At 68.3% G+C, this 19,012-nt stretch carries 15 protein-coding genes and 2 pseudogenes; 7 read left to right on the forward strand and 10 right to left on the reverse strand.

Going from position 1 to position 19,012, the window contains the following annotated elements:
• Positions 1–905: helix-turn-helix transcriptional regulator (locus ABW137_RS19510; RefSeq protein ID WP_526402978.1), on the reverse strand; the 905-nt coding region annotated here is incomplete at its 3' end.
• Between the two features lie 24 nt (positions 906–929).
• Between ABW137_RS19510 and ABW137_RS19515 the strand changes: the two are divergent.
• Together ABW137_RS19515 and ABW137_RS19520 are read left to right on the forward strand one after the other, a co-directional pair.
• A pseudogene (locus ABW137_RS19515) lies at positions 930–2,090 on the forward strand (acyl-CoA dehydrogenase family protein); the annotation flags it as partial.
• Positions 2,067–3,107 carry an acyl-CoA dehydrogenase family protein gene (locus ABW137_RS19520; RefSeq protein ID WP_526403062.1) on the forward strand — a complete coding sequence of 347 codons (1,041 nt, stop codon included), beginning with the start codon at positions 2,067–2,069 and terminating at the stop codon, positions 3,105–3,107. The pseudogene ABW137_RS19515 and the gene ABW137_RS19520, both read left to right, overlap by 24 nt.
• Here ABW137_RS19520 and ABW137_RS19525 read toward each other — a convergent pair.
• Entirely contained in the window at positions 3,104–3,949 is an 846-nt protein-coding gene (locus tag ABW137_RS19525; RefSeq protein WP_526402980.1) for an arylamine N-acetyltransferase family protein, read from the reverse strand. The two genes, ABW137_RS19520 and ABW137_RS19525, sit on opposite strands and share 4 nt — an antisense overlap.
• A 102-nt stretch (positions 3,950–4,051) precedes the next feature.
• On the opposite strand from ABW137_RS19525, the gene ABW137_RS19530 reads away from it, so the two are divergent.
• The 4 genes from ABW137_RS19530 (at position 4,052) to ABW137_RS19545 (ending at position 8,325) form a co-directional block, all read left to right on the forward strand.
• Complete coding sequence (locus tag ABW137_RS19530; RefSeq protein ID WP_526402982.1) at positions 4,052–4,549, forward strand: hypothetical protein; 498 nt, start codon at positions 4,052–4,054, stop codon at positions 4,547–4,549.
• 156 nt (positions 4,550–4,705) lie between these two features.
• Positions 4,706–5,446: a 1-acyl-sn-glycerol-3-phosphate acyltransferase gene (locus ABW137_RS19535; protein WP_526403064.1), complete on the forward strand. Its 741-nt coding sequence runs from the start codon at positions 4,706–4,708 to the stop codon at positions 5,444–5,446.
• 4 nt (positions 5,447–5,450) lie between these two features.
• Complete coding sequence (gene fadD12 / locus ABW137_RS19540) at positions 5,451–7,100, forward strand: acyl-CoA ligase FadD12 (protein WP_526402984.1); 1,650 nt, start codon at positions 5,451–5,453, stop codon at positions 7,098–7,100.
• Positions 7,090–8,325, forward strand: coding sequence for an alpha/beta hydrolase (locus tag ABW137_RS19545; protein ID WP_526402986.1), 1,236 nt, complete (start codon positions 7,090–7,092; stop codon positions 8,323–8,325). The genes fadD12 and ABW137_RS19545 overlap by 11 nt, the downstream gene beginning before the upstream one ends.
• On the opposite strand, the gene ABW137_RS19550 is transcribed toward ABW137_RS19545, so the two are convergent.
• The 5 genes and pseudogenes from ABW137_RS19550 to ABW137_RS19570 all read right to left on the reverse strand — a co-directional run.
• Entirely contained in the window at positions 8,322–9,737 is a 1,416-nt protein-coding gene (locus tag ABW137_RS19550) for a DUF4185 domain-containing protein (protein ID WP_526402988.1), read from the reverse strand. The genes ABW137_RS19545 and ABW137_RS19550 overlap by 4 nt on opposite strands.
• Positions 9,738–9,909: 172 nt before the next feature.
• Positions 9,910–11,325 carry a WS/DGAT/MGAT family O-acyltransferase gene (locus ABW137_RS19555; RefSeq protein ID WP_526402990.1) on the reverse strand — a complete coding sequence of 472 codons (1,416 nt, stop codon included), beginning with the start codon at positions 11,323–11,325 and terminating at the stop codon, positions 9,910–9,912.
• Positions 11,326–11,329: 4 nt separating this feature from the next.
• Entirely contained in the window at positions 11,330–12,553 is a 1,224-nt protein-coding gene (locus ABW137_RS19560; RefSeq protein ID WP_526402992.1) for an alpha/beta hydrolase, read from the reverse strand.
• 68 nt (positions 12,554–12,621) lie between these two features.
• The gene (locus tag ABW137_RS19565) at positions 12,622–14,109 is read right to left on the reverse strand and encodes an amino acid permease (RefSeq protein ID WP_526402994.1); all 1,488 of its coding nucleotides are present in this window, start codon (positions 14,107–14,109) and stop codon (positions 12,622–12,624) included.
• Between the two features lie 56 nt (positions 14,110–14,165).
• Positions 14,166–14,345 (reverse strand): annotated as a pseudogene (locus ABW137_RS19570) (hypothetical protein); the annotation flags it as partial.
• Between the two features lie 283 nt (positions 14,346–14,628).
• Here ABW137_RS19570 and ABW137_RS19575 point away from each other — a divergent pair.
• On the forward strand, positions 14,629–16,032 hold the full coding sequence (locus ABW137_RS19575; protein WP_526402996.1) for a septum formation family protein: 1,404 nt from the start codon (positions 14,629–14,631) through the stop codon (positions 16,030–16,032).
• A gap of 77 nt (positions 16,033–16,109) precedes the next feature.
• Here the strand turns inward: ABW137_RS19575 and ABW137_RS19580 are convergent, their stop codons facing one another.
• Genes ABW137_RS19580 through ABW137_RS19590 form a run of 3 tightly spaced genes read right to left on the reverse strand, consistent with a single transcriptional unit; the run spans position 16,110 to position 19,010 of the window.
• Positions 16,110–16,907, reverse strand: coding sequence for an ABC transporter permease (locus ABW137_RS19580; protein ID WP_526402998.1), 798 nt, complete (start codon positions 16,905–16,907; stop codon positions 16,110–16,112).
• Positions 16,882–17,790: a 2-aminoethylphosphonate ABC transporter permease subunit gene (locus ABW137_RS19585; RefSeq protein ID WP_526402999.1), complete on the reverse strand. Its 909-nt coding sequence runs from the start codon at positions 17,788–17,790 to the stop codon at positions 16,882–16,884. The genes ABW137_RS19580 and ABW137_RS19585 overlap by 26 nt, the downstream gene beginning before the upstream one ends.
• Positions 17,787–19,010 (reverse strand): ABC transporter ATP-binding protein, encoded by a 1,224-nt coding sequence (locus tag ABW137_RS19590; protein ID WP_526403001.1) that lies wholly within the window; start codon positions 19,008–19,010, stop codon positions 17,787–17,789. Before ABW137_RS19590 ends, ABW137_RS19585 begins: the two co-directional genes overlap by 4 nt.
• Positions 19,011–19,012: the final 2 nt, after the last annotated feature.

Here is a 19,012-nt window from a genome sequence, read left to right on the forward strand (position 1 = left end):
TGGCGGGCGAGCATCGCCCTGGCCAGTTCCCGCCGGTGCGCCGAATACGTGAGGACGTGCGCGACGATGCCGTACAGCTGAAAGGACTCCGGTGGGTCGCACAGTGCGTCGATCACGGTGTCGCCCAACCGACCCCGCTCGGCGTGATCGAGGATCATCGCGGTCCACCTGGCGGCGACCACCGCGTGGTCGTCGGCGAGTCGGGCGGCCGCCCGGACGGCGGGTCGCAGGGGCTGGTCGCGGCCCTCGATACTGGCGAGCCACACCTCCTTCGACCAGACGACGGCATCGAGCACCGCACCGATGCTCGGCTCCTCCCCGTCCCAGTCGAGAACGACCTGGCCCGGTGAAAGCCGCTCCCGCCATTGGTCATCGCTCAGTTCGCGGGCCTTGGCGATCAGGCCGGTGGTGTCGGCGACGTCGTGGGCGACCAGCAGCTGTGAGACGTCCGGCTTCTTGGCGTCGTCGGAGCTGTCCAGCCACAGCGACTCCGGCGGATGGAAGTGCAGGCCGTTGGGCGCCGCCAACCGGAATTGCACGTCGTCGGCTTGTGACGGCGGAACCCCGTACGCGCGGCGAAAGGCTCGCGAGAACACCTCGGGTGAGGACCATCCTTCGTCGGCGGCTACCGACGCGACCCGTTCCCCGCGCTGGAGCCGCCACGCGGCCCGCTCCAGCATGACGCGACGGCGGATGGCCGCGGGTGGTTCGCCCGCATGGCGACTGACCTGGCGGGAGAAGTGGAACTCCGAGGCGAAGCTGCTGCGCGCCATGTCGGCGACGTCGGCGTTGTCGGAATCGACGACGGCGTCGAGCAGCTCACGGAGACGGTCTCGTCGCTTCGGGCTCACACTGATTGAGTATGGTCGCGCGCCGACCGCGGCGACATGACGATTCCTGCGCATCGGCCGCACTACACTCGCCGTGCAGTGAGCGAATTCGATGCACTGCGCGCCAATGATGCCGAACTCGCCGAGCTGCGCTCGGCGGTCAGGCACTTTCTGACGTCCGACCGGGACCGGTTCGGGTGGCAACCCGCAGTGGACTGTTGGTTGTCCGGCTGGGACACCGAGTTCAGCGTCCGGCTCGCCGAGGCAGGCTTCGTCGGCCTGACCATCCCCGCCGAGTACGGAGGGCGGGCGCCGGCAGGCAGCACGGGGTACCTGCACCGCTACGTGGTCACGGAGGAACTGTTGGCGCACGGCGCCCCGGTTGGCGCGCACTGGATCGCCGACCGGCAGGTGGCCCCCGCACTCCTGTCCTATGGCACCGAGGAGCAGCGACGCCGCCTCCTGCCGCGCATCGCCGAGGGCCGGTTGTACTCCGCGATCGGCATGAGCGAGCACGGCGCCGGATCGGACCTGGCTGCCGTCCAGACCAGGGCGACCCGCACGGATGGTGGCTGGCGACTCAACGGCTCCAAGGTGTGGACCAGCGGCGCGCACCTGGCCCATCAGGTTGTCGTGCTGGCCCGCACCAGTCCACTCGACCCCGACCACCGGCACGGGGGCTTCAGCCAGTTCATCGTCCCAACCGACCGGCCGGGCGTGACGATCGATCCCATCGTGCTGATGAACGGCGAACACCACTTCAACGAGGTGCTGTTCGACGACGTCGCACTCGCCGACGCCGACGTTCTCGGCGAGATCGGCGACGGGTGGCATCAGGTGACCTCCGAGCTGGGTTTCGAGCGAAGCGGTCCGGAGCGGTTTCTATCAACTGCGACAATGCTTTTCGCGACTATCAAGGCCCTCGCCCGACACCACGTCGACGATCGCACCGCGACCGAGATCGGTGACCTGATCGGGCGGATGGTCTCCCTGCGCCAGCTGTCGATCTCGGTGGCGCGGGCACTGACCGCGGGCGAGGACGCGAACGCCATGGCGGCGCTCGTCAAGGATCTCGGCACGCAGTTCGAGCAGGAGTCCGTCGAGATCGCCGCCGATCTGCTCGACTTCGTCGTCGACGCGGATCTGGCACGGCTGCAAGCCCTTCTGGCCATCGCACGCGTGCATTCGCCTCTGTTCACGCTGCGCGGCGGCACCAACGAGGTCTTGCGAGGCGTCGTGGCCAAGGCCGCGGACATCAGGACCGCGGGCGACGACGAGCTGACCCGGCTGGTCGACGACATCGGCCGTCGATCGCTCGACACGCGGGTCGGCCCCCGAGGCCTGCCCGAGGCGTTCGACGACGCCCTGTGGGGGACGTTGGAGCAGTCCGGATTGACCCGGCTCTTGACCGATCAGGGCGCAGGGCCGGTCGAGACGGCCGTCGTCCTCGGCGGACTGGCCCGCTACGCGGCGGCCGTGCCGATCGCCGAAACCGACCTTCTCGCAGCATGGTTGGCGAGTCAAGCGAACATCGAGATACCCGCCGACGGTCCGATGACGGTCGCCATCGGATACGCCGAGCCGGTCGGCGGCAGGCTCTCCGGAACCGCCGTGGACGTGCCGTGGCCCGATGCGGGAGCCGTCCTGCTGGCCGTCCTCGCCGACGACGGCACCTACGTCGCCAAGCTAGTGGCGAACGCCCGCACCGACGGGCACAACCTGGCAGGCGAGCCGCGCGCAGCGCTGGCGTTCGACCTGTCGACGGACGACGTCGTGCCACTGCCGCGCGCCATCGGTGAGGAATTGCTGCGGCGCGGCGCCTGGGCGCGATGCGTGCAGATCGTCGGAGCGTTCGACGCCGCCGTCGAGCTGACCACGGCGCACACCCGCGAGCGGGTCCAGTTCGGTCGTTCGCTCCACAAGTTCCAGGCCGTTCAACACTCGTTGGCCGCGCTGCTTGGGGAGGTCGAGAGGAGCCGTGCCGCAACGGCATTGGCGATCGCCGCAGCTGCCGATCACGGGTTCGACAGCGCGAGAGCCGATTACGCCGTCACTGTCGCCAAGGTGGCCGTCGGCCGCGCCGTCGGTCCCGTGACCACCATCGCGCACCAGCTGCACGGCGCCATCGGTGTCACCGCAGAACATCGGCTCTGGCTGGCCACGATGCGGGCGCGCAGCTGGGCCGACGAGTTCGGCAGCACCGGCAGACAGGCCAGAAAGCTGGGCAGGTGGGCACTGGCCGCCGACGATCCGTGGGATCTGGTGGTCGGCAGCTAGGCGTCGAGCACCTGGGTGATCCTGGCCTCCGCGACCTCGGGATCGGCCACGTCGCTCAGATCGATGCCGAATGTCTCGTCGAGCGCCACCATCACCTCGGCCGCGGTGTCGAAGCGGATCTTCTCCGTCGAACCGTCGCGGTGGATCGCCAAGTTCCGGCCGCGCAGATTCCAGCGCGCGTCGTCGGTCACCATGGCGGCCGTGAGTCCGGTGACGAAGCCCGATGAGGGATGGGTGGAGACGTACCAACTGCCGACCACCAGGTCGATCGGCGGTCGTGGCTGCGTGCTGAACGCGTAGAGCGGCGTCCAATGTCCACGTACCTGCGCTTCCAACGCCAACCCCTCGGCGTGCTCGACGAGACGGTACGGCTCGTGCCGAGTCTCCTGCACCACGTCGGTGATCACCCTGATGGGCGAGGTCGGCGTCTGGCCGCCGAATCCGACGTCCACCAGGTGCGGACCGTCCAGCTCGGGCCCCGTCACCGCAAGCACGGTGTGCGTCATGGCCGGCAACGCGGCATCGGGCGGTTGCATCCACACCACCCGGCCTGCGAGCCGCTCGACGTGCAGGCCCATCTGCTCGAGCACGTAACCCAGTAGGCCGTTGTGCTCGTAGCAATATCCCCCGCGGCGCCGGTGGAGCAGTTTGTCGGCCAGGACCGGGGCGGTCAGATCGTCGACGGGCACGCCGAACAGCGGGTCGACGTTCTCGAAGGGGATGGACCGGTTGTGCGCCGCGATCAGGTCGGCCAGCACCGCGAGAGTCGGATCCATGGGCCCGCGGTAGTCGATCCGCGCCCGATACGCGGACAGGTCGACGTCCACGGTGGTGTTGGTCATGGCTCCATGCTGCGACTGAAGGGCGCGTCTGGTCCAGATCACACCACTTCTGTGACCCGGACAACTGCGTGGTACCCGCGGGGACCGGCACTATGGTGAGCTATGACTCAATTGACGTCGGCGAAACTTGTTGCCGCTGCGGCGCTGGTAGTGGTGTCGTCAACGACGATGGCCGCCCCCGCCGCAGCCGAGACGGCGACGTTGGGCTCGGCGATGCCCCTGTCCAGCCACTGGCGAGCCTGCGACTTCACCAAGCTCAAGTGGGTCCACGCCGTCGGCGATGCCCGGCCCGTCGCCCACGTCGGCACCGCGGGACCCAGCACCGTCGTCGCCACCGTCGACGTGTTCACCGCACTGCCCAATACGCGCTACGACGTGCGCGTCATCCAAACTCCGAGGCCGTCGCAGGGCTGCGCAGCGGGCGCGGGGGGCGTCGTCACCGGGTCGGTGCAGACCGACGCCGTCGGGGCAGGCAGCACGACCGTCGCGGGCCCCATCGCCAATGGAGCGACCGGAGCGTGGGTCGTTCTCGAACGTCCGTCGGGCAATTCGCAGACCCCGGCGGAGTTCTATACGTCGGAGTTCATCGCCTCGATCTAGCAGCCGGTGCGGATTTCCCTGCCGGAGAGTCCCCCGGTACCCTGGAACTAGAACACGTTCCAATTCCGTCTTGGGGGGCCCGTGACCGACGTCGACCACACCGAAGTCGTGCCGAGCGCCGTCACCAAGTGGGATCCCGGCCTCACCGAACGCGTGATGGGTTGGATCCGCCCCCTGATCAAGGGCTACCACCGCGCCGAGGTGCGTGGGCTCGACGACTTCCCGCGCGGCGGCGCACTCGTCGTCGGCAATCACTCGGGCGGGATCTTCCCGATGGACGTGCCCGTGTTCGCCACCGGCTTCTACGAGAAGTTCGGCTTCGACCGGCCGGTCTACACGCTCAGCCACGACATCATCTTCACCGGGCCGACGGCCGACTTCTTCCGCAAGACCGGCTTCATCCCGGCCAGCCACGCGAACGCCGAGGAGGCTCTGCGCTCCGGCGGCGTCGTCGTGGTCTTCCCGGGCGGTGACTATGACGTGTACCGTCCCACGCTGGCCGAGAACAGGATCGACTTCGACGGGCGCACCGGCTACGTGCGGGCCGCACTGAACGCGGGCGTCCCCATCGTGCCGTCGGTGTCGATCGGCGGGCAGGAGGCACAGCTGTTCCTGTCGCGCGGCGAATGGCTCGCCAAGGCGGTCCGCCTCGACAAGCTGATGCGGGTCAAGATCCTTCCCATCTCGATCGGCTTCCCGTTCGGCCTTTCCGCGGTCATCCCGCTCAACGTGCCGCTGCCGACCAAGATCGTGACGCACGTGCTGCCGCCGATCGACGTCGTCGCCCAGTTCGGCGAGGACGCGTGCGTCGACGAGGTCGATGCCCACGTGCGCCACGTGATGCAAAGGGCCCTCGACGAATTGGCCAAGGAACGACGCCTTCCGGTGCTGGGGTAGCGCGGTGGCACTCACCGACCAACTCGGCGCGACGTTCGGGTTGGTGTCCACGATGACGCGCGCCGGGGTGATCACGCCTCTGCGGCCCGACAAGTATCTGCGCATCGCCGCCGCCATGGCCCGCGAGAACATGGGCATCACTTCGGGTTTCGCCAGCGCAGCGCAACGCTGTCCGGACCGGCCGGGCCTCGTCGACGAGCTGGGGACGCTGACTTGGCGCGACGTCGATCAGCGGGCCGACGCGTTCGCCGCGGCTCTGCAGGCATTGCCCGGCGGTGCGCCCGAGGTCATCGGGATCATGGCGCGCAACCACCGCGGCTTCGTCGCATCACTCATCGCCGCCAATCGCATCGGCGCCGAGGTATTGCTGCTCAACACCTCGTTCGCGGGACCCGCACTCGCCGAGGTCGTTTCACGCGAGGGCCGGGGCAAGTCCGTTGCCATCGTCTACGACGAGGAGTTCACCCCGACCGTCGAGCGGGCCTTGACCGACAGTCCCGACGCCGTGCGGATCGTCGCGTGGACCGACACCGGACCAGGGGAAGACCGCACCGTCGAGACCATGATCTCCGAGCACTACGGCAGGCAGCCCCACCGCGCCGCGGGCAAGTCGAAGGTCATCCTGCTGACCTCGGGGACGACGGGAACTCCGAAGGGCGCCAAGCACTCCGGCGGCGGTCCCGAGACACTGAAGGCCATCCTCGACCGCACGCCGTGGCACGCCGAGGAGACCACCGTCGTCGTCGCACCGATGTTCCACGCGTGGGGATTCTCGCAACTGGCGTTCGCGGCGTCCATGGCATGCACGATCGTGACCCGCCGCAAGTTCGACCCCGAGGCAACGCTCCAGCTGGTCGATCGACACCACGCCACCGGATTGTGCGTCGTCCCAGTCATGTTCGACCGCATCATGGACCTGCCCGACGACGTGCTGGACCGCTACAGCGGGCGCTCGCTCCGGTTCGCCGCCGCGTCGGGGTCCCGGATGCGGCCGGACGTCGTGACCGCCTTCATGGATCGCTTCGGCGACGTCGTCTACAACAACTACAACTCCACCGAGGCGGGCATGATCGCCACCGCGACGCCCGCCGACCTGCGCGCCGCACCGGACACCGCGGGCAGGCCCGCCGAGGGTACCGACGTCCGCATCCTCGACGGTGACCGAAACGAACTACCCGCCGGTGCGACGGGCACCATCTTCGTCCGCAACTCGACGCAGTTCGACGGCTATACCTCGGGCAGCGGCAAGGACTTTCACCACGACTACATGTCCAGTGGCGACGTCGGCTACCTCGACCCCTCTGGCAGGCTGTTCGTGGTGGGCCGCGACGACGAGATGATCGTCTCCGGTGGCGAGAACGTCTACCCCATCGAGGTGGAGCGGGTTCTGGCCGCCCACCCGGAGGTCGCCGAGGCCGCCGTCCTAGGGGTCGAGGATCCGCAGTACGGCCAGCGCCTGGTGGCCTTCGTCGTGCTCGGTGACGGCGCCACCGCAGGCCCGGACACGTTGAAGGAACACGTCCGCGAGAACCTGGCCAACTACAAGGTCCCCCGCGCCATTACGGTGCTCGCGGAACTGCCGCGCGGCAGCACTGGCAAGATCCTCCGACGTGATCTCCAGGCCCTTCTCGAAACGGATGGCAATGCGACGTAAACATCCCCTGCTGCGCGGACATCCCCTGCTGCGCGCCACGGCGGAGCTCCTCAATGCGGCCAACGCCGTCCAGCCGCTCGGCCGCGAGGGATACGTCACACTGCCGGTGTTCTTCCTGGGCTGGCCGACCAGCGAAGCGGCCCCGGTCGTGGCCGGAGCGTCGATGCTCGATGCGCTGCGTCGGGGGCTGCGGGGTGACTTCGCCGGACGACAAGGCCGAATTGCGTTGGGGCTCACGGTGATCTCCTGGGGTACCCTCGGCTACGTCTACCGCCGCAGCGCCCGGTCGCAGGAGAGCTTCGAGGCGCCGTTGCGTGACACCCTCGGCGACGACTACGCCGCCGTCGCCGCCGAGGAACGCCGCCGCAGGCCGCACGGTCTGCTTCGCACGTCGTGGAGCAGGCGCCGGTACGTACAGAAGACCAGCGTCGTGCGCTACGGCCCGCATCGGCAGAACGTCGCCGACGTATGGCGCAGCGCCGATTTGCCCCGCGACGGGCGTGCCCCGGTGCTGCTGCAGGTGCCCGGTGGCGCGTGGGCGATCGGCATGCGTCGCCCGCAGGCCTACCCCCTGATGAGCGAACTCGCCGAACGCGGCTGGATCTGCGTGTCGATGGCCTACCGGGTGAGTCCCCGCAATACGTGGCCCGCCCACATCGTCGACGTCAAACGCGCGCTGGCATGGGTGAAGGAGAACATCGCCGAGTACGGCGGGGATCCCGACTTCGTGGCGATCACCGGTGGTTCCGCCGGTGGGCACCTGACGGCACTGGCTGCGCTGACGCCGAACGACCCGCACTGGCAACCGGGTTTCGAGGACGCCGACACCTCGGTCGTGGCTGCGGTGCCGATCTACGGCCGCTACGACTGGTTCACCCGCGACGGATCCGGACGGCCCGAGTTCATCGCGATCCTGCAGCGCTACATCGTCAAGCGGCGCTTCCGCGACCATCGGCAGGTGTACCGCGACGCATCGCCGATCACGAAGGTGCGCTCGGATGCGCCGCCGTTCTTCGTGCTGCACGGCACCGACGACTCGATCATCCCCGTGCAGGAGGGTCGGGCGTTCGCCGAGGCGCTCAAGGAGGTGTCGGGAAACCCGGTGGTCTACGCCGAGATTCCGCACGCGCAGCACGCCTTTGACTTCTTCGGCTCACCGCACGGGCACTTCACGGCGACGGCCGTCGCTCACTTCCTGGACTGGGTGAGGGCCAAGGCCGGTTAGGGCAACACCGTCTTCATCAGCATCACGTTGTAGGCAGACCACAGCGACAGGTTGTAGTACAGCTCCTTGCCCGTCGACCACGGGTGGAGGTATGGCGCGTAGATGCCGCCGGGGATCTCCGCCGACGTGGCGAGCATTCGCTCGGGACCCCACGGCCCCTGCGGCGCGGGTGCCGTCCTCATCACGACGTCGTTGGGTCCGTTGCAGTAGAGCACCAGGTACTGCTGGAGATAAGTGTTGTACTGAGCCGACATCTCGCCAACGGGGCCGGGAATGACGGGCGTCGCGGCCGCCGGATTGCCGGGCACCCAAGCCTGGCTGTCGGCGTTCCAGTACTCGTACTTCGTCAGGTCCGGAATCAGCCCTGGGGACACCCTGGCCACGTAGGCCGCGCCGCCGCGTCCGTTCGGGGTGCCGAACGTGTACAGGTAGGGGTCGCCTGGGCCCGGCTTGAGGAACGCGCCCATCTGGAAGTTCTCGTTGCCCGCACCCGGGGTGCGCATGGTCCCGGGGTAGACGCCCCAGGTCTCGCCGTTGTCGGGGGACATGGCGATGGCCGAGAAGTTCGTCGACCAAGAGCCCGGGCTGTTCCAGTCCCTGATCGACATGAAGTTGACGAACTGCTTACCCCCGACGGCGACGCCCGCGGTGGGAATGATTCCCGTCTCCGACGGTGCCTGTCCGATGGTGTTGATGATCTGCTTGGCGATGCCAGGCCGCCACACCGGTGCGCCCGAGTACTTGTTGCCGACCACCCCGTCGGTCACGGCGACGGTCTTCGACAGCGACCTGTCCTGGGTGCGGAACAACGCGTTGTAGCGCCACTGCTTGCCAGGGATGCCGCAATAGCCGTTGGTGTCGCCGAAGGCCATCAGCACCTGATTGTTGGCGGGATCGCCGTTGTCCCACATGATTCCGAGATCGGTGCCGGTGATGGCGAAGCGCTGAATGGTCTGATTCGGGCTATCGGGGCCAGTGACCCATCCGACGATCGACGTGCCCGGCGGCGCGGTCGACGCCGCGGGCGCCGGGGCTGCGGCCTGCGCGGGCGGAGCGGCGACGGGTGGCGCCGGGGCGGCCGCGCCCGCGGGATTGGGCGTGGGCACGACGGCGGCCTGCTGACGCACCGGCGCGGGTGTGAGCGCCTTGAGGAGCGCGGGAAGCAGACCTAGTTTCGGCAGTGGTGCCGACTCGTTGGCACCGACGGGCTTGTGCCCGATGGGACGGTCGAACGGTGCGATGCCCGACGGGCTCGGAATCTGGAACGCCTGATTCGGTAGCGGTTGCGCCGCGCCTGCGGCACCCTGGCACGGCTCGGCGCCTGCCGGGGGTGCGACGCCGATCACCGCGACGAGTCCGATCGCGGCGGCAAGCGCCAACGAAACGGGCACGATTCGGGGACGCGGCGACATGTCACACCTTCCAGGGCGGGACGTCGCATCGACGTCAACAGTTTGGCAACTGTGACGATAGTGATCGGTGTGGTTGCTGGGACAGTTGATGCCTGAATGGATACGCTTCCGTGACCGTGTCGCAACCCGCGGCCATCGAGTCGCCCACCGACTCGGGAACCGGCGGCAACGCCTACGGCGCCATCGCATTCTCGACCACAGTCAGCTCACCGGATAGTCCAGCGGCACGCCGAATTTCGACGAAGGCATCGATCATGGCCGTGGTCAGCTCGTGTGGATCCTTCAGCGTCGCGCCGTCGGACAGCACCGAGATGTTCAGCTGATCGACGTAGCTCCACACCGTGATGTTCAGCCCGCTGCCGGTGGTGAGCGGGCCCACCGAGTAGATCTCGGTGACCAGTGCACCGCCCACCCTGCCGTGTTCCCGCGGCCCTGGCACGTTGGAGATCGGCAGGTTCAGCACCTTGTTCTGCCCGTCCTTGTTGGCTAGCCACCGGAACAGCGCCTCGGCGGGTGCGGGCGGAAAGTACGCCGACCACCGGCTCACCAGTTCCGGCCCCATCAGGTGGTGAGTCTCCTTGGCCGACGTCGCCGCGTCGTGCACGGCCCTGACGCGCTCGAGGGGATCGTCGAGTTCGACGGGCAGCACCATCATCACGCCGGTGAAGTAATTGCCGGAGATGCGATCACGCGAGAAGTCGAAACTCACTGGCACGGAAGCCAACAGCGGATGGTCGGCGTTGCCGTCGTACTTCAGCAGAAGCTGCCGCAGCGCACCGGCCGAGATGGCCAACACCATGTCGTTGATCGTGGCTCCCAGCTGCTTGCCGGTCTCCTTGACGTCGGCGAGCGCGAGCGTGGCGGTGGCGAACCTTCGCGTCGAATCGACCATGTGATTCATGAAGCTGGGCGGCGGGGTAAACGGCCTCGTCAGCTCGGGCCCGAGCTTGCGCGAACTCCTGCGCACCCGCCCCATGCCCTGGGCGGTGTAGCGGATGACGCCGGGCAACCTGCCGATCTGACGGAGGTGATCGCCGAACGCCGAACGTACCAATGCGCCGCGCGTCGGCGCGGGATCGGTTGCGTACGAATCACGGTCGGCCGGGCCCGCCTGCAGATCCATGCCGCGTGCCATCAAATTGGCCGAGGCCACCCCGTCGGCCAGCGCGTGATGGATCTTGCCGAGCACGGCGATCCTGCCGTCGGCGAGACCCTCGATGAAGTACATCTCCCACAGCGGCCTGCTGCGGTCGAGCGCGGTGCTGGCGATCTCACCGACCGCCTTGTCGAGTTCGCGTCTGCCGCCAGGGCTGTCCACCCGGTAGGGGCGGATGTGGTATTCGAGGTCGACCTCGCAGTTCTCCCGCCACATCGGATGGTGAAACTTGAGCGGGATGTCGACCAACTCGTACCGGAACGGGTCGAGCTTGTAGAGCCTGCCGTGGATCACCTGCCGGAACTCGTCGACGCCGAAGTGACGGCCCTTGAGGTCGTCGAGTGCGATGACGGCCAGTTTGAGGGTGTGCATGTGCACGCTCGGCGTTTCGCTGTACAGCAGTACCGCGTCCCAGCCGCTGAGCCTCTTCACGCGGCTATATAACCTGCTGCGTTCCCACCACGGTCTGGTTTCGGTGAACTTCGTTGAGGAACAAGCCGATTGCCGTGGCCATCGAGCCGGTGCGGGCCCCGTCGATCATGTCGAAGGCATGCCCGGCGCCGGGCAACTCGACATAGCCGACGACCGACCGCGACGCCGACCGCAGCTTCGCCACGAAGTCACGGGCCTGCTGCACGGGTATCACGGTGTCGGCGCTGCCGTGGACGACCAGGAAGGGCGGGGCGTCGGGACGGGTCCTCGCGATCGGCGACGCCTTCCGGAAGACGTCCGGGTGCTTGGCGATCTTGCGCTTCACGACGACCCGTTCCAGGAAGTCGACGAAGCGGGCCCGCTCGACGGTGGAGCGGTCCTCCCAGTCGTAGCGCCCGTAGATGCCGACGACGGCGTCCACCGAGGTATCCGTACCCTCGGGGAGGTGGGCCTGGAGTTCGGGATCACCCGCGCTCAGCCCTGCCAGCGCGGCCAGGTGACCCCCGGCCGAGCAGCCGGCAAGTGCGACGAAGTTGCGGTCGCCACCGAACTTGTCGACGTTGGCCCGTGCCCACGCGATGGCCGTCTTGACGTCGGTGATGTGTTGGGGCCAGCGATGATTGGGCGCGACGCGATAGTCGATCGACAGACACACCCAGCCCATCTCGGCCAGGTGCGACATCAGCGCGTAGCCCTGCAACAGCCGGCTGCCGTGCACCCAGGCACCCCCGGGCACGAACAGCAGCACCGGAGCGGGCTGATTGGGCAACTCCTCGGGCCGCCAGACGTCCATCAGCTGAGATGGACTGTCGCCGTAGCGAACTGACGTCCGATAGATGTTGCGCCGGTGCTCGAGGGCCTTCCACACCGGCGGCGTCCGCTCCGGGGCTGGCCAGGTGATGTCGAGGTCCTCGGCGGGCACCAGGCCTTGCAGGGCGGCCTCGGTGACGGCGTTGGTGGCGTCGCGCTGTTGCCTCTTGACCTCACCGATGCCCGGCGTGAACCAGGACTTGACGGCGGCGCCGACGAAGTCCGGTGTGTGCCGCACTCCCCAGATGCTCATCGCCGTCGCCCCGCCGAGCGGTTCGAGGTGCTTGCCGATCACCGGCAGCGACGCGGCGGCCACGCTCGCGGCCAGCAGGTAGTCCGCGGGCCCTGCCGTCAGCAACCAGCGGACGCGCGTGGTGAGGGTGGGGCCGGGGTACCGGGTGTCCGGTCGAGCCGTCATGGCGCGAGAGTACCCCCGTTCCCGGCCCGGACACGACAACTATGAAAAGTTGTCTACTACCCAACCCCTCATGGCTTCTCACGGGGCGGCGGCCGGTTCGCGACCACGGGGAACTGGCCGGTGAAGCCCTCCCTCTCCCTGGCGACCGCCAGCACGCGTCCCCGGACGGCGAACCAGCCCGCGATCAGGGCCGGAACGATCAGGATCAACGAGGCAACGGTCCACGTGCCGATCGGCGGGTCGAACGCCATCAGCACCAGCACCCCGAGCAGGAACGCCAACGTCAGATAACCCGTCCACGGGGTGCCCCACAGCCGGAACGACGGCCGCTCCAGGATCCCCTTCTTCGACCAGCGGTAGAGCTGGATCTGGCAGACGACGATGGTGCCCCAGGACGCGATGATGCCGAGGGCAGCCACGTTGAGCACGATCTCGAACGCCTCTTCCGGTACCACGCCGTTGAGCAGCACGCCGAACAACCCGATCAGCGCCGTCAGGCAGATGCCGCCATACGGCACCCCCCGCTTGTTCATCAGTGAGGTGAACTTTGGCGCGCTGCCGTTCATCGCCATCGATCGCAGGATCCGACCCGTCGAGTACAGCCCCGCGTTGAGACTGGAGAACGCGGCCGTCAAGACCACGATGTTCATGATGGTGCCTGCACCGTCGACGCCGATCTTCGAGAAGAAGGTGACGAAGGGGCTCTCACCCGACTTGTAGGCGGTGTACGGCAGCAGCAGCCCCAGCAGGAAGACGGAGCCGACGTAGAACAGCGCGATCCTGGCGATGACGGAGTTGATCGCCCGGGGCATGATCTTCTCCGGGTTCGCCGTCTCACCCGCCGCCGTGCCGACGAGCTCGACCGCGGCGTAGGCGAAGACCACGCCGGAGGTGACGATGACCACGGGGAACAGTCCGGTCGGGAACAATCCGCCGTTGTCGCTGATCACGCTGAAGCCCGTCGCCTGCCCCTGGATGTCATAGCGACCGGCCAGGAAGATCGTGCCTGCGACCAGGAACGTCACCAACGCGATCACCTTGATCAGCGCGGCCCAGAACTCTAGCTCGCCGAACACCTTCACCGAGATCATGTTCATCCCCAACACGATCGCCAGCGCGACCAGGGCGATGAGCCACTGCGGGATCGGGGCGAACGCCTTCCAGAAGTGGAAATAGGTGGCGATGGCCGTCGAATCGACGATCGCCGTCATCGCCCAGTTCAGGAAGTACATCCAGCCGGCGACGAAGGCGGCCTTCTCGCCGAGGAATTCGCGTGCGTAGGACACGAACGATCCCGATGACGGGCGGTGCAGGACGAGCTCACCCAGCGCACGCAGGATGAGGAAGACGAAGACGCCGCAGAACGCGTAAACGAGAAACAGCGCCGGGCCTGCGCTGGCGAGCCTGCCGCCCGCGCCGAGGAAGAGCCCGGTGCCGATCGCACCGCCGATCGCGATCATTTGGAGCTGTCGCGGTTTCAGCCCCTTGTGGTAGCCCTCGTCCTCGCCGGACAGTGAGGAGTTGTCGTATTCGGTGGCCTTCGGGTCGGCAGTCACAGGCTCGTCCCGTCCGACGGCGTGGTCGGTTTCACCGGCGGCGGTTTGGACGTGTCGTTGATGTCGCGGAAGGTGAAGGCGAAGCCGAAGACGGCGATGATCGCCGCGATCGCGTAGCCGACGATCGACCACCAACCCGCATGTAGGTACGCGGTGACCGCGACGATTCCCATCGCCAGGAACACCATCGACATCCCGATCAACGGGATCTTCGCCGTGAAGTCAATACGTGCCATGTGTCTCACCTCGTGTGGTCGACGGGGGCCAAACGGAACATGAATTCAGCGTTAATCGAGTAGATACCCGGCCGCCGGGGCATACGAGGAAAAGGCTTCGACTCACAGGTAAACGAGACATGACACACCGTTGCGGCAGGTCACGGTCCGGCTGCAGACGTAGCGCGGCCACTTCGGCTGTGCCAAGCTCTATGTCCGTGGCTAGCGATCTCGGCCGAGCCACCGCCGTGAAAGGGGCCGCGGAAGGGGCGAGGATGCCGGCACAGGAGAGGGCGGATCGTCGGTGAACGATCCCCGCACTGGCGAGATGCCCGCGATCCGAGAGCCGGAGAGCAAGCGCACCGGTGACCTCGCCTCGGTCTTGGCCGCACTCGAGACCAGGTGTTCGGCCGACGGCTCTCCCAAGCGGCGACTCGCCAGGGCTCAGGCCAGGGGCGTGCTGACCCTCGTCTTGATCGGGCTGATCGTCGCCAGCGCCTTCGAGCTGTTGACGCTGACGCCGACCGCAAGGACGCCCGCCGTCGGAACGCGGGCAAGCATCGTCTTCAGCAACGCGCAGAGCGGCGCGTGCCTCGGCTGGCCGCCCGACGCCCCTGACAAACCGTCGTTCGTTCAGTGCCGCGACGACCACATGTTCGAGGTCGCCAAACCGGTCGGCATGAACAGCTTCGGTGAACCGTGCCAGCTCGCCGTCCGCGAGTACCTCGGCACCCGGTATGACCCCAACAGTCGCTTTACCATCAGCGTGCTGTGGGCCGGCGACGCCGACGGCACCAAGTCCGCACCCCAGAGCTTGTTGTGCGGCCTCCAACTGCTCGGACCCGAAGGTCGGGCGATCCCCTTCAAGGGCCGCATCGCCGACCTCGATCAGTCCAAGGTGTGGCCGGTCGGCACGTGCCTCGGCATCGACTCGTCCAACCGGTCCACCGACATCCCCGTCGACTGCGCCGCGCCACACGCGCTCGAGGTGACGGGCGCCGTCAGCCTGGCGCAGAACTTCCCAGGTGACCTGCCCGCGGACGCCGACCAGCGGGCCTTCATCGACGGTGCGTGCACCCGCATGGCCGACGGATACCTCGGCGCGGGCACGATGCCCGACAAGGACCTGGAGCTGGGGTATGAGCCATTGTCGGCCGCCAGCTGGTCCGCGGGCAGCAAGCAGGTGTCGTGCAGCGTCGGCAAGCCTGCCGAGCGGGGCTGGACGCCGATGACGGGAAGCGTCCGGTCCAACTCCCCTGCCGACCTCCAGCCGTCGCCCAGCCCGACGCCCAGCCCGTCGCCCAGCCCGTCGCCGTCACCGTCCCCCTCGCCTGCGGCGCCGCCCCCACCGCCCGTCTACGAGGAGCCCCTCGTCCCGGTCGGCGCCGCCCCGGCAAGCCCGTCCCCCGAGCCGTCGCCGGTGTCGTTGACTCCGGAGGCGCCGACCACGGTGACGTCGCCGCCGGAGCCGACGTCGACTCCCCCAGCCCCATCCCCCACCCCATCTCCATCTCCATCTCCATCGCCATCGCAGGAGCCGCTGGGTCCCCCGCCGGGCCCCGCGGAAGCACCCAGCGAGAACACCGGGCCGCCGCCGGGCATCCTGGAGATCCCCGGTCTCCCCCCGATCACGCTGCCCGGGTACGTGCCGCCGGAGCCCCCGCCACCGGCACCGGTGCCGCTGGGGCCACCTCCCGGACCCGTTTAGCCGGGACGTGATGTCGACCGGGTAGGAACCGGCCTTCTGCCGCTCGGGCGATGACGCCGCAGGGTCGACGACACCCGTCAGCGCACCGCGGCCCTGCCGCGGATCCGGCCGAGCGCCACCAGCGCGAGCAGTGTGACGGCCAGGAGGATGCTGGTGCACGCCGCGGCCTGGAAGGCCTGACCGCGGTCGGTCAGCGCGAAGATGGTGACGGGCAACGTCTTCCACGTCGCCGGGTACACCATCACCGTCGCACCGAGCTCGCCCATGGACAGCGCGACCGCGAGACCCGCCGCAGCGCCCAGCGCAGGCAACAGCAGCGGCAACGTCACCCGCGTCAACACCCGGATCGGGCTCGCACCAAGGGATTCCGCGGCCTGACGGAAGGCCGGGTCGAGGCGGTCCAAGGCAGCCGACACCGCGCTGAACGAGAACGCCAGTACCAGCACGGCATGGGCCAGGATCACGATCCACCTGGTCCCGCCAAGCAGGAGAGGCTGCGAGTTGAACGCGATCAGCAGACCGAGCCCGATCGCCACCGACGGCACGGCGATCGGTAGGTGGAACACCGCATCGGTGACGCGGCTGAGCCAGCCGGGAGCCTCGCGCGCCGCCAGCGCCGCCCAGGTGCCGAGCACCAGGGCGATCCCGCCGGCGATGAACGCGGTCTGCAGACTGACCGAGAGGCTCGCGAGGTTCTCTCCGGTCAGTGCGTCGGCGAGGTGCATGAAGCCCAGCTGCGAGGGAAGCGCACCGGTCCACGAGCCGGCCAGCGCGGCGAGCACCACCGTCGCCAAGGGCGCGACGAAGACGACGAGGACGACCGCACCGAAGATCCCGAGGACGAGCGCTCTACTTCGCCTGGTCCACAACAACATCGGCGTCTCCCTTCCCTCGGCGGGTCATCAGACGGGCGAAGATCACCCGGTACAGCGTGTACAGCGAGAGGGACAGCACGATCTGCACGGTGGCGATCACGGCGGCGCCTGGCAGATCGAACGTCACGATCCCACGGGTGTAGATGAGTACGGGCAGCGTGGTGACGCCCTTGGCGCCGGTGAACAGCACGATCCCGAACTCGTTGAGCGTCAACAGCAGGACCAGGGCGCCGCCTGCCATCAGGGCGGGCCACGCCTCGGGCATCACCACCGACCGCAGCACCCGCAGCGGAGAGGCCCCGAGGCTGGCCGCGACGTCGAGCTGCGCTCTCGGCAGCATCGAGAACGACGCGAGGAGGGGGCGGATGACGAACGGGGTGAAGAAGGTGATCTCCGCGGCGATCACCCCCGCCGGGGTGTACAGGAAGTTCAGCGCGGGCGAACCACCGCCGGTGACGCCCGCGATGACCGCGTTGACCGCGCCCGCAGTTCCGTAGAGGAAGGTGAAGGCCAAGGTGATGAGGAAGGACGGCAGCGCCAGCACGGTGTCGATGAGCCTGCCGACGAGCCGACTGCCCGGAAACGGCACGAACGCCAGGATCACCGCGAGGAACGTCCCGAGCACCAGGCAACCGCCTGTCGACGTCGCGGCGATCGCCACGGTGCGCCAGAGCGCGTCGCGGAACGACTCCGAGGACAGCACCGATGCCCAACTGCTTTGCACGTCATCGCCTTTCAGCGACTCGAGGCAGACCCGAACCAGCGGGTACAGCGCCACCAGCAGCACGACGACGAGCGGCGGCACGGCCCACCACGCCGCGAGCGACCTCGGCGGCGCCTGCCGTTCCGGCGCCGCAGGTTCCCGATCCAGCAGCGCGGTCACGGCGATACCGTCACCAGCACACCGGCGGGTTCCGGAAGACGCACGCCGATCTCGGCGCCGACGTCGAAGTGCGTGTGGCCGGGCACGTCGACGTCGATGAGCAGGTCGGGCAGATCGTTCACGGCGAGGACGAGGCGGGTAGTCGCGCCACGCCAGACGGCGGCGTTCACCTTGGCTCGCAGCGCATTGCGATCGCTGAGTGCGACGACCTGGATCGCGTGCGGGCGGACGCACAGCAAGGCCTTCGACCCCGGTGGCCAGGCGTCTCGGCCGACCGCCGGCTGCGGCGCCTCCGCGCTGACCGTTTTGTGCGCGAACGTGATCAGTGCCGAGTTGCCGATGACGCGGCCCACCGTGCACGGAATCAGATTCGCCCCGCCGAGGAAGGCCGCGGTGAAGCTGGTCGGCGGCCGCTTCCACAGGTTCTCCGCCGAGTCCACGTCCATCAGCCTGGCGTCGTTCATGACGACGATGCGGTCGGCGAGCGCCAGCGCCTCGGACTGGTCGTGCGTGACGTACAGCATCGCGGTGTCGGGCAGCGCCTCCTTGAGCCGCTGCAGTTCGGCCAACATCGACTGGCGGAGTTGCGCGTCGAGCGCGGCCAGCGGCTCGTCGAGCAGCAGCACCTTCGGTCGGATCGCCAGCGCCCGCGCAATCGCGATGCGCTGCTGCTGGCCGCCGGAAAGCTCACGCGGCAAACGCCTTCCGAAGCTCGACATGCCGACCATGTCCAGTGCCTCGGCGACCCTCAGGCCGATCTCATCGCGCGCGACGCGCTGCGACTTCAGTCCGAAAGCCACGTTGTCGGCTACCCGCATGTGCGGGAACAGGGCGTAGGACTGCAACACCACCCCGATGCCACGCTTGGCGGGCGGAAGGTCGGTCACGTCGCGCCCAGCCAGGCGGACCGCACCCGTCGTCGGCCGTACGAACCCGGCGAGTGCGTTGAGCGCGGTGGACTTGCCCGATCCGCTGGGGCCGAGCAGCGCCACCGTCTCCCCGTTGGCGACCCGGAGATTGAAGTCGACGAGCGCATTCGTCGTCTTCTTGCCGCGCCCGTAGGCGACCCCGACTCGGTCGAACGTGATTGCGGGCGCGCCGCTTTCCGCTGCGCCGCTTTCCGCTGCGCCGCTTTCCCCTTCGCCGCTTTCCCCTTCGGCGGCCCCGCGGTCGCCGATCGCCGCCTCGGTGCGCGGTGACGCCCGCCCGGTGTCGGCCATGA

The sequence above is a fragment of the Mycobacterium sp. genome (assembly GCF_040509115.1).
Classification (GTDB): Bacteria; Actinomycetota; Actinomycetes; order Mycobacteriales; family Mycobacteriaceae; genus Mycobacterium.